Source organism: Tenacibaculum singaporense, from assembly GCF_003867015.1.
GTDB classification, from domain to species: domain Bacteria; phylum Bacteroidota; class Bacteroidia; order Flavobacteriales; family Flavobacteriaceae; genus Polaribacter; species Polaribacter singaporensis.
This window is the reverse complement of record NZ_CP032548.1, coordinates 2,589,136-2,604,605: the sequence shown is the minus strand read 5'-3', so window position 1 is coordinate 2,604,605 and position 15,470 is coordinate 2,589,136. Positions and strand designations below refer to the sequence as shown.

14 protein-coding genes are annotated in these 15,470 nt (G+C 31.6%); 10 read left to right on the top strand and 4 right to left on the bottom strand.

The features are described 5' to 3' along the window. Positions 1-43 precede the first annotated feature (43 nt). The 3 genes from D6T69_RS11505 (at position 44) to D6T69_RS11495 (ending at position 2,311) form a co-directional block, all read left to right on the top strand. Positions 44-820: an MBL fold metallo-hydrolase gene (locus tag D6T69_RS11505; protein WP_206197812.1), complete on the top strand. Its 777-nt coding sequence runs from the start codon at positions 44-46 to the stop codon at positions 818-820. Positions 821-913: 93 nt separating this feature from the next. Next, a complete protein-coding gene (gene yaaA / locus D6T69_RS11500) occupies positions 914-1,672 on the top strand; it encodes a peroxide stress protein YaaA (RefSeq protein WP_125067867.1) in 759 nt (252 codons plus the stop codon). Further along, positions 1,673-2,311 carry a SanA/YdcF family protein gene (locus D6T69_RS11495; protein ID WP_125067866.1) on the top strand — a complete coding sequence of 213 codons (639 nt, stop codon included), beginning with the start codon at positions 1,673-1,675 and terminating at the stop codon, positions 2,309-2,311. It abuts the gene before it with no gap. A 3-nt stretch (positions 2,312-2,314) separates the two neighbouring features. Here D6T69_RS11495 and D6T69_RS11490 read toward each other — a convergent pair whose 3' ends face one another. Together D6T69_RS11490 and D6T69_RS11485 are read right to left on the bottom strand one after the other, a co-directional pair. Beyond that, positions 2,315-3,739, bottom strand: a complete 1,425-nt coding sequence (locus D6T69_RS11490; RefSeq protein ID WP_125067865.1) for an L-serine ammonia-lyase — start codon at positions 3,737-3,739, stop codon at positions 2,315-2,317. 90 nt (positions 3,740-3,829) lie between these two features. Further along, positions 3,830-4,171 carry a DUF2853 family protein gene (locus tag D6T69_RS11485; protein ID WP_099216255.1) on the bottom strand — a complete coding sequence of 114 codons (342 nt, stop codon included), beginning with the start codon at positions 4,169-4,171 and terminating at the stop codon, positions 3,830-3,832. A 194-nt stretch (positions 4,172-4,365) separates the two neighbouring features. Between D6T69_RS11485 and D6T69_RS11480 the strand changes: the two genes are divergently transcribed. The 4 genes from D6T69_RS11480 (at position 4,366) to D6T69_RS11465 (ending at position 8,522) form a co-directional block, all read left to right on the top strand. Continuing rightward, positions 4,366-5,736, top strand: coding sequence for a tetratricopeptide repeat protein (locus tag D6T69_RS11480; RefSeq protein ID WP_125067864.1), 1,371 nt, complete (start codon positions 4,366-4,368; stop codon positions 5,734-5,736). 357 nt (positions 5,737-6,093) lie between these two features. Then, a complete protein-coding gene (gene pfkA, locus D6T69_RS11475) occupies positions 6,094-7,077 on the top strand; it encodes a 6-phosphofructokinase (RefSeq protein WP_125067863.1) in 984 nt (327 codons plus the stop codon). Positions 7,078-7,100: 23 nt separating this feature from the next. Then, positions 7,101-8,093: a type I glyceraldehyde-3-phosphate dehydrogenase gene (gene gap, locus D6T69_RS11470; RefSeq protein ID WP_125067862.1), complete on the top strand. Its 993-nt coding sequence runs from the start codon at positions 7,101-7,103 to the stop codon at positions 8,091-8,093. Between the two features lie 66 nt (positions 8,094-8,159). Further along, complete coding sequence (locus D6T69_RS11465) at positions 8,160-8,522, top strand: methylglyoxal synthase (protein ID WP_125067861.1); 363 nt, start codon at positions 8,160-8,162, stop codon at positions 8,520-8,522. Positions 8,523-8,579: 57 nt separating this feature from the next. Here the strand turns inward: D6T69_RS11465 and D6T69_RS11460 are convergent, their stop codons facing one another. Together D6T69_RS11460 and D6T69_RS11455 are read right to left on the bottom strand one after the other, a co-directional pair. Then, positions 8,580-8,960 (bottom strand): Rid family detoxifying hydrolase, encoded by a 381-nt coding sequence (locus D6T69_RS11460; protein WP_125067860.1) that lies wholly within the window; start codon positions 8,958-8,960, stop codon positions 8,580-8,582. Positions 8,961-9,023: 63 nt separating this feature from the next. Continuing rightward, the gene (locus D6T69_RS11455) at positions 9,024-11,726 is read right to left on the bottom strand and encodes a putative LPS assembly protein LptD (protein ID WP_206197811.1); all 2,703 of its coding nucleotides are present in this window, start codon (positions 11,724-11,726) and stop codon (positions 9,024-9,026) included. 94 nt (positions 11,727-11,820) lie between these two features. Between D6T69_RS11455 and D6T69_RS11450 the strand changes: the two genes are divergently transcribed. The 3 genes from D6T69_RS11450 (at position 11,821) to D6T69_RS11440 (ending at position 15,406) form a co-directional block, all read left to right on the top strand. Further along, a complete protein-coding gene (locus D6T69_RS11450) occupies positions 11,821-13,011 on the top strand; it encodes an N-acetylmuramoyl-L-alanine amidase family protein (protein WP_125067859.1) in 1,191 nt (396 codons plus the stop codon). A 65-nt stretch (positions 13,012-13,076) separates the two neighbouring features. Then, a complete protein-coding gene (locus D6T69_RS11445; protein ID WP_125067858.1) occupies positions 13,077-14,042 on the top strand; it encodes an MlaD family protein in 966 nt (321 codons plus the stop codon). Between the two features lie 44 nt (positions 14,043-14,086). Next, complete coding sequence (locus D6T69_RS11440) at positions 14,087-15,406, top strand: 4Fe-4S dicluster domain-containing protein (protein ID WP_240628304.1); 1,320 nt, start codon at positions 14,087-14,089, stop codon at positions 15,404-15,406. Positions 15,407-15,470 lie beyond the last annotated feature (64 nt).

The following is a 15,470-nucleotide window of genomic DNA, read 5'->3' as shown; positions in this document are numbered from 1 at the left end:
TTACAAACGAACAGACAATTTTTGTTGTATTTTTGTGGTGAAAATGAAGAAAAAAAATCAAGTAAAAATAACTTTTTTAGGAACGGGAACTTCTACTGGAGTTCCAATGATTACAAGTAAACACCCTGTAGCTTTATCTAAAAACCCGAAAGACAAAAGATTACGATCTTCGGTGCTAGTTTCATGGAATGATATTAATTATGTGATTGATTGTGGGCCTGATTTTCGCCAGCAAATGATGCGTGAAGAAGTGGCGTCAATCAACGGAATTTTATTTACCCATGAACATGCAGATCATATAGCTGGTTTAGATGAAATTCGTCCGTACTGCTTTCAAATAGGACCAGTACCTATATATTTAACAGAAAGAGTGCTAGGAGTTTTACAAAAGCGATACGATTATATATTTGCAACAGAAAATCGATACCCAAGTGCACCAAGTGTAGCTCCAACTATTATTTCACATAAAGAAAGTTTTGAGTTAGAGGGAGTAGAGGTCACTCCAATTGAAGTAATGCACGGTAATTTACCAATTCTCGGATACCGTTTTAATAATGTAGCATATATAACCGATATTAAAACTATTTCAGAAGAAGAGAAAGAAAAGCTAAAAAACCTTGATGTTTTGATTGTGACAGGTTTACGAAGAGAACCTCATAAAACACATTTTAACTTAGAAGAATCATTAAGTTTTATAGAAGAAATTAAACCTAAAAAAGCATATTTAACACATATTAGTGAATTGTTAGGATTACACGATGAGGTTGAAAAAGAGTTGCCTGAAAATGTGTTCTTAGCTTATGACGGATTACAAGTTTAGTATTAAAAAAATTAATACTACAATCAATTTAAATTACCTGAAGTAATTGATGATTTTAAAATAGCTTCTTATTTTTACTTTAAATTTTATAGCATGAAAATTATAATATCACCAGCAAAATCGTTAGACTTTGAAAGCAAAGTTACTACTGATGTATATACACAACCTAGGTTTTTAGAACAATCTGAAAAACTGAATAAGAAGTTAAAAACATTATCAAGAAAAAAATTAAGCGAGTTAATGAAGATTTCTGATGATTTAGCAAGTTTAAATTATGATAGAAATCAAGATTGGCAACCTCCTTTTTCTTTAGATAATGCAAAACAAGCAGTATTTGCGTTTACAGGTGAAGTGTACAGAGGTATTGATGCCAGTTCTATATCAGAAGATAAGATTCCAGTTTTACAAGAGAAATTAAGAATTTTATCAGGGTTATACGGTTTGTTAAAACCGTTGGATTTAATTCAACCTTATCGTTTAGAAATGGGAACTAAGTTAAAAGTAGGTAGAAGAGAAAACTTATATAAGTTTTGGGATACTACATTGGCTGAGTCGCTAAATGAAGAATTAGGAGATGGAGAGTTGTTAATTAATTTAGCAAGTACAGAATATTTTAAAGCACTTCCTAAAAAAGCATTAAAAGTACCTATGATAACTCCCGTTTTTAAAGATTTTAAAAATGGACAGTATAAAACTATTATGACCTTTGCTAAGAAAGCTCGTGGATTAATGGTGCGTTACATTATAGATAATAACGTGGAGACTTTAGAAGAGTTAAAAGGTTTTGATGTGGAAGGATACGGTTTTTCTGAAGAAATGTCTACCGAAACTGAATTAGTATTTACAAGATAGATGAAACGAAAAAAAGTTGCTATTCTTTTTCTTTTAAGTTGTTTACTAGTTATTACTTCTATTTATGTTTCAAACAAAGTAATAATTAATAATGCAGAAGGAAAATTATTTAATTCTACAGAAAATATATCTAAAAATAAAGTAGGGCTGTTATTAGGTACAGTAAAGTATTTGTCTGATGGGAGAATAAATCTGTATTATCAATTTCGTTTGAATGCTGCTGTGGAGTTATACAAAGCTGAAAAAATTGATTTTATTTTAGTAAGTGGCGATAATGGCTCCCAAGGATATGATGAACCAACAGATTTTAAAAATGATTTGATTGAAGCAGGAATTCCTGAGAGTAAAATTTATTTAGATTATGCTGGTTTTAGAACCTTAGATTCGATGGTAAGGGTTAAAGAGGTTTTTGGTCAAACCTCAGTAACAATAATATCTCAACAATTTCATAATGAAAGAGCATTGTATTTGGCAAACCATTTTGATATTGAAGCAATAGGGTATAACGCCAGAGGAGTTTCAGGAAAAAAAGCTATAAAAGTTCAATTAAGAGAATATTTAGCAAGGGTAAAAGTATTTGTAGATATTCTCTTAAATGTTAACCCTAAGTTTTTAGGAGAACCTGTTGAAATAAAATAATTCTTAACAATCAGCTAATCGTACAGTTACGGCTAAACCTCCTTCTGAAGTTTCTTTATAATTTCTATTCATATCTTTAGCTGTTTCCCACATGGTATCAACTACTTTGTCTAAAGGCACTTTAGATTCTTTTGGATTGGTTTCTAAAGCTAATTCAGCAGCGTTAATAGCTTTAATGGCTCCCATAGCATTACGTTCAATACAAGGCACTTGTACTAATCCGCCAATAGGATCACAAGTGAGCCCTAAATGATGTTCCATGGCAATTTCAGCAGCAACTAAGCATTGTGACGGAGTTCCGCCTAACAATTCTGTTAATGCAGCAGCGGCCATGGCAGAAGATACACCAATTTCAGCTTGACAACCACCCATAGCCGCAGAAATTGTAGCATTCTTCTTAAATATACTTCCTATTTCTCCAGCAACTAGCAAGAATTTTTTAACATGTTCAAAAGTAGCATCGTGGTTTTCTATTACTAAATAGTACATTATTACAGCAGGAATAACTCCGGCACTTCCATTGGTTGGAGCAGTAACAACTCTACCCAAAGAAGCATTCACTTCGTTAACAGATAAAGCTAAACAACTTACCCATTTTAAAATTTCACGGAATTTTACTTCTGTACTTCTAATAGCGGTAATCCATTCTTGTTGGTTAGTGTATTCAGCTTCTTTAATAAGCCTTTGATGTGTTTCAAATGCACGTCGTTTTACATTTAATCCGCCAGGTAAAATTCCTTGAGTGTGACAACCAATATACATACATTCTAACATAGTGTTCCATATGCGATGTAATTCTTTGTCGATGTCTTCAGCAGAATTAATTACAAGTTCATTTTGGTAAACAATATCAGAAATGTTTAACTTTTCTTTTTCACAATACGCTTCAAGCTCAGTAGCTCTGTTGATAGGGAAAGGAAAGTTTTGTTTATTAATTTCAATATCTTCAGCAAGATTATCGTCTTCTTGCACAATGAACCCTCCACCAATAGAATAGTATGTTTCTGTAGAAATTTCTACACCGTTAGCATATCCTCTAAAAGTCATTCCATTGGCATGAAATGGTAAAAATTCTTTGTTGAATTTTACTGAGCCATTGGCAAAAGCAATATTTCTTTCATTATTAAAAAATAAAAGCTCTTTGGTTTTAATGTCATTGATAATAACATCAATAGTTTCAATTGGAATATATTCAGGATCAGCTCCACTTAAACCTAATAAAACAGCTAAATCTGTCGCATGCCCTTTACCTGTTAATGAAAGAGAACCATATAAGTCCACTTTTATTTCTTCAATTAAAAGAAATTCATTTGTGTCTTTTAATTTTTGAATCCATTGTTGAGCCGCTCTCCAAGGGCCTAGGGTATGAGAACTAGAAGGTCCTACCCCAATTTTAAGCATGTCAAAAACACTAATAAATTGCGACATAAATATAAGTTGTTTGTTGGTGGCTAAAATAAAAAAATCCTGTATTTAAAACTTAAATACAGGATTTATATTTTCTTAAAAAGAGAGTTATTACATTCCGTAAACAGACTCTTTATCAAATTTCTTAACTAACATGTAGTATACAACTGCACGATACTTGTTTCTTTCAGACTTTCCAATTCTTTCCATCACTTCTCCAATAGCCTTATCTAATTCAGGTCCATCAGCTAAACCTAATTTTTTCATTAAGAAATTTTTCTTAACAGTTTCTAGTTCTTTAGGGTCACTTCCTGATACTGTTTCAGCATCATTTTTATAAATAGAAGGACCTAATCCTTTTGTAACAGCAGTTAATAAATCAGTATTAGAACGGATATCTCTATCGTCCATAAATTTTTTATAAAGCGCTACTTTTTCGTCAAATTTACTCATGATTTTTTGTTTAAAATTAGATGTTATTTTTTTGTTCTTTCAAATATAGAAAAATAATTAACTCTTTCAAATATCTAAGTGTTAATAAGAAAGAGAGCTCAGTATTGTTAATTAAATTGTTGAAAAGAAATAAACATATGAGTAAATAGGTATTGTTCTTGTAGTAACTTTATATAAATTCAAATCTGTAGCCTATGTCAATATCTAAATTTGAATCCATGTTGAAAACCAACGAGGTATATTTTTTCGATGCTGTAGAGTTTGAAACAATTATAGAGCATTATTTAAATATAGGTAAGCAATCGTTGGCAAAAAAAGCTGTACAGTTAGGTTTGGAGCAGCATCCATCTTCAATTCAATTAAAATTAATGAAAGTAGAAATTTTAATTTTTGAAGACGAATTGCACGAAGCAATTAAGATGCTATCTAATATCGAAGCTGTAGAACCTCATAATGATGAGGTATTTATCCAAAAAGCAATTATCTTATCTAAAAAGAAACAGCACACAGAAGCAATTGCTATTTTAAAAGAATCTTTGCAGTACATAGAAGATCCATCTGATGTTTGGTCTATGATAGGTATGGAATACTTATATCTTGATGATTTTGAAAATGCACGTTTAAATTTTGCTAAATGTATTGAGGTAGATTATGAAGATTATTCATCGTTGTACAATATAGTTTATTGTTTTGATATGGAGGATAGTCATGAGGATGCAATAAAATTTTTAAATTCATATTTAGATAAAAATCCATATTGCGAAGTAGCGTGGCATCAATTAGGGAGACAATATTTTGAGTTAGGAATGTTTAAAGAAGCATTAACAGCTTTTGATTATGCAGTATTGATTGATGATAGTTTTATAGGAGGTTATTTAGAGAAAGCAAAATCTTTAGAAGAGTTAAAGAGGTACGAAGAAGCTATAGAAAATTATTTAGTTACACTAGAGTTAGATGATCCAACGGCTTATGCCTATATAAGAATAGGAGAGTGTTATGAGAAACTTGAGAATACACAAACAGCAATACATTTTTATAAAAAGGCAGTACATGAAGACCCACTTTTAGATAGAGGTTGGATTTTATTAACAAATGCTTGTTATAACCAAGGAAATTATCAAAAGGCACTTTATTACATTAACAAAGCCATTCATATAGATGAGGCAAACGTTTTATATTGGAGACGTTATGGAGATATCAATTTAAAACTCAATTTTTACGAAGAATCCGTTAAAGCTTTCAGAACTTGCTTATCACTAGGAGATAGAGAAATTGAGATATATGTTGCATTGGCAGATATATTATTATTCTTAGGAGAGTTTAGTGAGGCTCTTAAGACATTAATTCAGGCGAAAAAAACATATAAAGAGTTTGCAGAAATTGAATATAGACTTTGTGGGTTATTTATGATTCTTGGTAAAGAGGAATATAGTGTAACACATTTGAATAATGCTTTAGCTATCGATTTTGAGTACCATACAATAGTAAAAGAGTTATATCCTTCAGTTTTTGAAAATAAAAGAATACAAAAAATTATATCTAGTTACGATAAAGCAGTTCAATAGTTATTTAAATATTGTTGTTGAAATTAATACCTCAATTCTTCTAACTTAAGAGTATAGACTAAAACTTTATTGCTAATATATTTTTCTTCCTAAATTTAATGTTTTTACAATGTGAATACGTTTAATTTCAGTGCTTTATAATGTCTGTTTTTTTAACTTGAAAGCTAAAATTAATATAAGGGTAAAGCTTTACAACAACATTGTATTTCAAAGAGATTGATTATCTATTTTGCTTTGTTACATCGCTTGTAAATAATCAAATAAAATCAAACGTTAAACTTCAATTAAAAAGCAAAATGAATTTGCTGTTTTTTTACTTAAAAATGACTAAAATTGAGTAAATTTGATATTCGTTTTATGAGAAAAATTAAAAAAATAGCAGTGATGACTTCTGGAGGGGATGCTCCAGGAATGAATGCCGCGATACGATCTGTTGTAAGGACTTGTGCTTATTACCGAACGGATTGTATGGGAATTTACAGAGGGTATCAAGGATTGATAGAAGGAGATTTAATTCCATTAACCGCTAGAAGTGTGAATAATATAATTCACAAGGGAGGTACCATTTTAAAATCGGCTCGTTCAAAAGATTTTAGAACTAAAGAAGGACGTCAAAAAGCCTATGAAAGTCTAAAAAAGAACAATGTAGACGCCTTGGTGGTAATTGGTGGAGATGGTTCTTTCACAGGAGGAGTGATTTTTAATAAAGAGTTCAATTTCCCTATAATAGGAATTCCTGGAACCATAGATAATGATATTTCAGGAACAAGTCATACACTTGGTTACGATACAGCTTTGAATACAGCTGTAGAAGCAATTGATAAAATTAGAGATACTGCATCTTCTCATAATCGACTTTTCTTTGTTGAGGTTATGGGGCGTGATGCAGGATTTATAGCACTAAACGCTGGTGTTGGAGCAGGAGCAGAAGAGATTTTAATTCCTGAAGAAGACTTAGGGCTGGAAAGAATGTTGGAATCTTTGAAGAAGAGTAGAAGATCAGGGAAATCGTCAAGTATCGTAGTAGTTTCAGAAGGAGATAAAACAGGTAAAAATGTATTTGAATTAGCTGATTATGTAGAAGAAAACTTACCTGAATATGAAGTGAGGGTTTCTGTGTTAGGACATATGCAGCGAGGAGGTTCTCCTTCATGTTTTGATAGAGTTTTAGCAAGTAGGTTAGGAGTAAGTGCTGTAGAACTTTTACTTGATGGAAAGACAAACTTGATGGTAGGATTAAAAGATAATAAAGTAATAGCTACCGATTTAGAAAAAGCAATCAAAGGTCAGCATAATATCGATACCGAATTATTACGCGTATCAGATATTATGACCACTTAAACAAGAATATAAAATTTTAAATAATGATAAAAATAGGAATTAACGGATTTGGAAGAATTGGTCGATTAGCATTCCGTTCTGCAATAAAAAGAGACAACATTCAAGTTGTGGCTATTAACGATTTGTTAGATGTAGATTATTTAGCCTATTTATTGAAGTATGACTCTGTTCATGGACGATTTGAAGGAGATATTGAAGTGAAAGACGGAAACTTAGTAGTAAATGGACAAACAATAAGGATTACTGCTGAAAGAAATCCTGAGAACCTTAAATGGAATGAAGCAGGAGCAGAATATGTAATCGAATCTACAGGTTTTTTTACCGATAAAGATAAAGCAGCGATGCATATTACTGGAGGAGCGAAGAAAGTAATTATATCAGCACCTTCTAAAGACGCTAATATGTATGTAATGGGAGTAAATCATGAAGATTTAACTGCCGATGAAACTATTTTTTCAAATGCTTCATGTACAACAAACTGTTTAGGGCCATTAACAAAAGTGATTCATGATAATTTTGGATTGAAAGAGGGGTTAATGACTACGGTTCATGCAGCAACATCAACACAAAACACCGTTGACGGACCTAATAAGAAATGGAGAAGAGGACGTTCGGTAGTAAATAATATTATTCCTACGTCAACAGGGGCGGCAAAAGCAGTAACGAAGGTTATTCCAGAGTTAGAAGGTAAATTAACAGGGATGGCAGTTAGAGTTCCTGTGGCAGATGTTTCTTTAGTGGATTTAACGTTTAGAACAGATAAATCGACTTCATTAAAAGAAATCTTAGCAACATTAAAAGAAGCTTCTGAAGGTGAATTTAAAGGAATTATTGGATATACAGAAGATGAGGTAGTATCACAAGATTTTGTTTCAGAAACAAGAACATCAGTAATTGATGCTGATGCTTGTCTAGAATTAAACGAAAACTTTTTCAAGGTAATTTCTTGGTACGATAATGAGTTTGGATATGCAACAAAAATTGTAGACTTGTTAGAGTATTCGGCTTCTTTATAAAAGCATAAAATATTTTGTAATATTGTATTCCCGCTTTTGGCGGGAATACTTTTTTAAACATTATTTATGGAAATAGCAATTATAGCACATGATGGAATGAAAGCTGAAATGGTTCAGTTTTTAAATGAACACAAAGATGTCTTACATCAAAAAAGTGTTCAGTTAATTTCAACAGGAACAACTGGAGAGAAAGCTGAAAAAGCAGGTTTTGAAGTAACAAAATTTTTATCAGGACCTATTGGAGGTGATGCGCAAATTGCTGGTAGAGTAGCAGAAGGGAAATGTCAAATGGTACTATTTTTTAGAGATCCTTTAGCAAAACATCCTCATGAACCAGATATTTCTATGTTAATGCGTTTGTGTGATGTACACGATGTTCCGCTAGCTACGAATCCATCAACTGCTGAATTATTAATAAAAGCGATATAAATAAAAAATCCACTTTTTAAAAGTGGATTTTTTATTTATTCATGTTTTGAGATTGTCTTACTTAACAGCAATCATACTAATTTCTACATTAACAAACTTAGGTAGGTTAGCAACTTCTACTGTTTCACGAGCAGGAGCTGTAGCGTCATCGAAATACTCACCGTAAACAGCATTAATTTTTGAAAAGTTATGCATATCTGAAATAAAAATAGAAGTTTTAATAACGTTTTCAAAAGTCATATCAGCAGCAGCTAATACTTCTTTCATGTTTTGCATTACTTGTTTTGTTTCTGCTTCAATAGAATCTAAAACTAACTCACCAGTTTCAGGGTTAATAGCTATTTGTCCAGAAGTGTATAAAGTATTTCCGCTAAGTACGGCTTGGTTATATGGACCAATTGGAGCCGGAGCTTTTTCAGTTGTTATTATTTTTTTCATTTTAGTTTGAGTTTATAAAGTTGCTTACTTTGTTAAAAGGAAAAAGTTAGATTTTTCTAACTTCTAAAATAAAACTCTATCTGGTGGTTTATTTTTATCCCATTTTAGGTCGCTTAACACAGAGGATTTAACTCCAATAAAGAAATTATAAGAAGAATTAACACCAAAAGGAGTCCAATTAAAATTAAATCGCCAACTATCTAAATCTCTAGAAAAGTTTAATCTAGTGTAGGTGAAAGCGTTGTCTTTAATATCGTAACCAGAAGAAAAACCAACTTTCCATTTAGGTGAAAGTTCAACATCGCCACTAAACATTAATGTATTATTACCAATTTTACTTTCTAAACCATTGTTTGTATAGCTCATACTATAAGCTAAATTAAGAGTCCAAGGGATTTTAGCTCTGTATAGTTCGGTTTCTTTAGTTTCGCTTTCTCCTTTTTTGTTACTTCTATTATTCGAAAAACCATTGGTAGGGCCTATATCTTCTCCAAAAACGTCTGGGGTGTCTTGAGCTCCATTTCCACTTTTATTATCAGAGTCATCTTTACCATCTTTATTTTTTTCAAAATCTTTACTAGAAATAGAGTAGTTTGCTGTTACTCCCAAATTAGTCATTCTAAGAAGACTACCATTAAATTTATTTATTCTTTGTCCTTTGCTGTTTACTTGGTAAGGATCGAAAGTAGCATTCATGTTTAAAGCGAGTTTATCTTTGAAAAGACGTGTACCAGCATTAGCTCTTACAGGAGACCAACGTAAACTATCAGCAGCAATGTTATAACTTGTACTGAAATTTAAATTGTTAAGAATAGTAATTTTTTTATCCTCTTCATCACTGTCAGGGTCTTTTGGAGCTACTTTGGCTTCTAAAACATTGTTTACAGAAATACCAATAGAGTTTGAAACTCCACTTCCAGGTGTTCCATAAATACCACCTTCAAAAGGAGAGTAGGTTAATAAGTCATTTGGATCAGAACTTTGACGAACTGTTAAATCATAATCATCAGCAAAATTTGGACGATATCCGTATGAAATAGAGGGTCTAATTGTATGACGAATCGCTTTTAAACGGCCTTTTTTAAAGTTAAATGTACCATATATATTGGTAGATAATGAAACTCCGAAATTATATTCATTATAACGTGTAAAACCACTGATAGTATCATTAACAGCAGCACCAAAATTACCGTCTTTGTTTACGGCGGTAGGGTCATATCGTTTTTTGATTTGATCAAAGTACCAAACATCCTTATAGTTTACACTAGGTGATAATGTAAAGTATTTAAAAGCTTTTAAACTTGTATTTGTACTTAAGTTATGTTGTATTCCCTTTTTTGCTGTTTTAAACATTTTAGAAGTGAAAAACTCGTCATCAGTAGTATTAATTTGATATTGACCTTGCATACTATAGTTAAGCCCCATGCGCTGAATAGCGTTCTTTTTAATTCCTCCTTTTCCTGCAAATGGATAAATACGATCCATATTAAGTTGTAAAGAAGGAAGTGTCATGGTAATGGACTCTGTATTGGTGTTTTGTGAGTGAGTAGCAGTTAGGCTAAGGTTAAAAGGAGTACCTACAAAATTTTTATAATATGAAATAGATGAACTCAACGTGTTATTTAAGAATTGAGAACTATTAAATTCGTTTAAAGATTGACGATAATACTTACTACTTCCTAGGTTAACAGAGGCTGAAAAACGTGAATTTGGACTAGCTTTAGCGTCTTGACTATGACTCCATCTAAGGTTAAAATTAGTAGACTTTTGATAATCACTTAAACCACGTATCCCTTGAATAAGATTCTCGAAACGAACACTAAAACTTCCATTAAATTTATAACGAACATAGTAGTTAGAAGAAGCATTTAATCCCCAGCTACCATTGGTATATAAGTCCCCTAATACAGTTAAGTCAAAGTAGTCACTTAATGCAAAGTAATAACCTCCATTTTGCATAAAAAAACCTTGATTATTGCTTTCTCCCCAAGAAGGAATAATAAAACCAGATGTTCTTTTATCTGTTAAAGGAAAATAAGCAAAAGGCAAATAAACGGGAGTTGGTACATCAGCTAATACTAAGTTACTACCACCAACAATAATTTTTTTACCTGGGACTAGTTTTGCTTTGTTTGTTTGAATATAGTAATCTGGAATCTTCTTTTTAGAAGTGGTAAAACGTAACCTTCGCATGTAAATGGTAGAGTCATTTACTCTTTTTGTTTTTTCTCCGTAAGTAATAATTCCTGCTTGGTCTGTTTTAACACCATAAACTAAAGCTTTCTTAGTTTTAAAGTTAAATAAAATAGAGTCTTGCTCAGATTCTTGTCCGCCTTGTTTAAATTGAGGTCGTTGGTGATAGCCAGTACTATCCTTAATACCTTTAGCATATACCATATTGTTTTTATAATCTAGAATAATAATTCCAGCTTTTAAATCAATATCAGTATATGTTACATGAGCTTTATTGTATAAAGTAATTGTCTTGTCTTTGGCATTTTGTATTGTATAATCTTCAGCATCATGAGTAATTATACCATCAATTACTTCTTTCGGTTTAATAGAATCGTTTGCAACGGTATCTCTTTTTTTGTTAACAAGAGCATTGTTTTTTAAACCTATTAAGGTATCTTTAGGACTAGTAAAAATTGAGTCTTTATTAGGTTTTTGATGAGTAATACCTTTCTTGCCAAATTCTTGCGCAGTACTTAGCTGAAAACAAAAAAGGTAGAAAGCTAAAAGTATGTAAGTTGGATTTGCTCGCAATATTATTAATACTATTTTTGTGTTATATTTAAAAACTTTGGCGTGCTATTTGAATGCCTATATTTTAAAAACCAAAAATAGTTAAATTTTATTGATGCGATTCTTAAATTTCCGTAAATATAATATCTCAAAATTAAGCTTAATCATTCTAACCTCTTTAACTGTTTTGTACGGAGGAATATTATCGGTTTCAGCCCAAAAAAAATATACAGTTGTTCTTGATGCAGGACATGGAGGAAAAGATCCAGGAAACTTAGGAAATGGTTTTAGAGAAAAAAATATCGCTTTAAGAGTAGCGCTGGATGTTGGTAAAGAGTTGCTGACTTCAAAAGATATTGAAGTAGTTTATACTCGTAAAAAAGATGTTTTTGTAGAGCTACATAATCGTGCTAAAATAGCGAATGATAAGAAGGCGGATTTATTTGTGTCTATCCACTGTGATGCTTTTAGAAGACCAGATCCACATGGAGCAAGTACTTTTGTATTAGGACTGAGTGGGAATAAAGAGAACTTAGAGATTGCTAAAAAAGAGAACTCGGTAATTTTATTAGAGGATAATTATAAGCAAAATTATGATTATGACCCAAATTCGCCAGAATCAGTTATTGGATTGTCAGTACTTCAAGAAGAAAACTTAGAAAATAGTTTAGGAATTGCAGGTTTAGTTCAAAATAACTTTGTAGCCATAAAAAGAAATAATAGAAAGGTAAAGCAAGCAAATTTTTTAGTGCTAAGAGAAACTGTTATGCCAAGTGTTTTAATAGAGTTAGGTTTTTTAACGAATAAAAATGAAGGTAAATTTCTAAATTCTAGAAAAGGTCAAATAAGAATGGCAAAGTCAATAGCTCAAGCAATAAGAAAGTATTTTGAGCGATTAAAACTAAACACAATTAGTGAAACTCTAACAGTTAATGCACCATTAGTAGAAAAAGAGGTTTCAAAACCAGCAACAATAAAAGAAACACCTAAGAAAATTGTTAAAAAAGAAACTACACCAAAGGAAAAAACTACAAAACCCAAAGAAGTATCTACAGGTGTTGTGTTTAGAGTACAAATAGCAGCATCTAGAAAAAAACTTTCAACAAGTAGTTTTAAAGGGTTAGAAAATGTAGAATCTTTATTCATAGATAATTACTACAAATATTACTACGGAAACTCACCGAGTTTATCTGGGATAAAAAAGGTGTTACCTAAGGTAAGAAGCAAAGGATATAAAGATGCTTGGGTGGTAGCTTTTAAAAACGGAAAACGAATTTCAATAAAAGAAGCACTGAAAAACCATTAATTTAGAGGTATTCTATATTTATACTCCCAAAATTATTATTATTTTCGCTCGTATAAATATATTCTATGTCTAAAGAACTAAAAACAGGAATTGTTGCTGTCGTTGTTATTGCGCTATTTATTTGGGGTTATAACTTCTTAAAAGGACAAGATTTGTTCAGCGCCAATGCAAGACACTTCTTTGTAGAGTACAATAATATTAATGGTTTGAATGAAGCTAGTTCTGTTACCATTAATGGTTTGAAAGTAGGAAAAGTAGATGAAATTAGATTCAATGAAAGTCCAAATAAAAAAGGGAACTTAATTGTGAAAATTTCATTAGATACCGACTTTAATTTTTCTAAAAATAGTATAGCTAAAATTTATTCAGCAAGCTTGATGGGAGGTCAGAATTTAGCAATTGTTCCTAAGTATGATGGTGAAATAGCTAAGTCAGGAGATTATTTAAAAGGAGAGGTTGAATCAGATATATTTTCATCAGTAGGTGAAAAACTAAACCCTATTCAAGCAAAATTAGAAAATGTTTTAGTAGGGGCAGACTCTTTATTAATTGGGTTTAACCAAGTATTAGATGAAAAATCTCGCCAGAGTTTAAACAGAAGTATTTTAGGTTTAGAAGGAACTATTTCTGATGTTCGTAAAACATTATCTTCTGTAAATACATTATTAGCCGATAATAAAGAAAACTTAAATACTACCTTAGCTAATACCAAAAAGATTACTGATAACTTTTCTAAAGTATCAGATGATTTAGTAAAAGCGAATTTAGGAGAGTCTGTAAAAAAACTGGAAGCAACTTTAGCAAATGTAAACGGTTTGTTAGCTAATATGAAATCAGGAAAAGGAACTTTAGGAAAGTTAATGACTGATGAAAAAATGTATACTAACCTTACCAATGCTTCTAAAGAATTAGAAGAATTGTTAAGAGAAATGAAACTAAATCCAAAACGGTTTGTACACTTCTCATTATTTGGGAAAAAAGCAAAGCCGTATAACGAAGAGAATAATACCAAAAATGTAAGTAACAAATAAGCTTACATTTTATAAATCTAACAAAACTTAATAATTAAAGAACGATGGAGAAATACGTACCAAACATCTTTTTTGCACTTATCTTAATTGCAGGTATCGGGTATTTTGTAATGAATGTTCGTAAGTTAATACGAAACATTAAATTAGGGAAGGATATTGATAGAACGGATAGAAAACCTGAGCGATGGAAAAACATGGCAAAAATAGCTTTAGGGCAATATAAAATGGTACGCCGTCCAGTTTCAGGTATTTTACATATTGTTGTGTACGTTGGATTCATTTTAATCAATATTGAATTGTTAGAAATCGTTATTGATGGACTGTTTGGTACACACCGCGTTTTTCAACCAATAATAGGAGATGCTTTATACGGATTCTTAATAGGTAACTTTGAAGTATTAGCTTTATTAGTTTTAGTAGCAGTAACAGTTTTTTGGTTCCGAAGAAATATTGAAAAGGTAAAGCGCTTTTGGAACAAAGAAATGGAAGGTTGGCCAAAGAATGATGGTAATATCATTTTATACTTTGAAATGGTGTTAATGACTTTGTTCTTAGTAATGAATGCAACAGATGTTGCTTTTCAAGAAGCAGGAATAGGGAATGTAGTTTCTCAATTTATAGCACCTTGGTTTGATGGTTTTTCTACAGAATCATTACATACTATTGAAAAAACAGCTTGGTGGTTACATATTGTAGGGATTTTAATTTTCTTAAACTATTTATACTACTCTAAGCACTTGCATATTTTATTAGCTTTTCCTAACACGTTTTTTGCAAACTTAAACCCTAAAGGACAGTTTAATAACTTAGAGGCGGTAACGAAGGAAGTGAAAATGATGATGGATCCAGATGCTGATCCGTATGCTATGCCTGAAGAGGGAGAGGATGAGGGTGAACCAGAAAAGTTCGGAGCATCTGATGTAACTGATTTAAATTGGGTACAGTTAATGAACGCATATACTTGTACCGAGTGTGGACGTTGTACTTCATCTTGTCCAGCAAACTTAACAGGTAAAGAATTATCACCACGTGCTATTATGATGAAAACACGTGACCGTTTAGAGGAAGTAGGAAAGAATATTGACGAAAATGGAGGTGAGTTTAAAGATGACGGAAAGCAATTATTAAACGACTATATTACTCCGGAAGAATTATGGGCATGTACAAGTTGTAATGCTTGTGTGCAAGAATGTCCTATTGGCATTGATCCTTTATCTATTATTATGGATATGCGTCGTTATTTAGTAATGGAAGAATCAGCAGCTCCACAAGAGTTAAATATGATGATGACTAATATTGAAAATAACGGAGCGCCTTGGCAGTATAGTCAAATGGATAGATTAAACTGGAAAGATGAAGAGTAGTTTTTACTATTCTATTCCGTAAAAATTAAAAAGTAACCTCGGTAATTTGAGGATGTAAACAAAA

Coding starts and splice junctions, on each gene's coding strand:
- D6T69_RS11505 (WP_206197812.1), top strand. CDS start 44: ATGAAGAAAAAAAATCAAGTAAAAATAACTTTTTTAGGAACGGGAACT.
- yaaA (WP_125067867.1), top strand. CDS start 914: ATGAAAATTATAATATCACCAGCAAAATCGTTAGACTTTGAAAGCAAA.
- D6T69_RS11495 (WP_125067866.1), top strand. CDS start 1,673: ATGAAACGAAAAAAAGTTGCTATTCTTTTTCTTTTAAGTTGTTTACTA.
- D6T69_RS11490 (WP_125067865.1), bottom strand. CDS start 3,739: ATGTCGCAATTTATTAGTGTTTTTGACATGCTTAAAATTGGGGTAGGA.
- D6T69_RS11485 (WP_099216255.1), bottom strand. CDS start 4,171: ATGAGTAAATTTGACGAAAAAGTAGCGCTTTATAAAAAATTTATGGAC.
- D6T69_RS11480 (WP_125067864.1), top strand. CDS start 4,366: ATGTCAATATCTAAATTTGAATCCATGTTGAAAACCAACGAGGTATAT.
- pfkA (WP_125067863.1), top strand. CDS start 6,094: ATGAGAAAAATTAAAAAAATAGCAGTGATGACTTCTGGAGGGGATGCT.
- gap (WP_125067862.1), top strand. CDS start 7,101: ATGATAAAAATAGGAATTAACGGATTTGGAAGAATTGGTCGATTAGCA.
- D6T69_RS11465 (WP_125067861.1), top strand. CDS start 8,160: ATGGAAATAGCAATTATAGCACATGATGGAATGAAAGCTGAAATGGTT.
- D6T69_RS11460 (WP_125067860.1), bottom strand. CDS start 8,960: ATGAAAAAAATAATAACAACTGAAAAAGCTCCGGCTCCAATTGGTCCA.
- D6T69_RS11450 (WP_125067859.1), top strand. CDS start 11,821: ATGCGATTCTTAAATTTCCGTAAATATAATATCTCAAAATTAAGCTTA.
- D6T69_RS11445 (WP_125067858.1), top strand. CDS start 13,077: ATGTCTAAAGAACTAAAAACAGGAATTGTTGCTGTCGTTGTTATTGCG.
- D6T69_RS11440 (WP_240628304.1), top strand. CDS start 14,087: ATGGAGAAATACGTACCAAACATCTTTTTTGCACTTATCTTAATTGCA.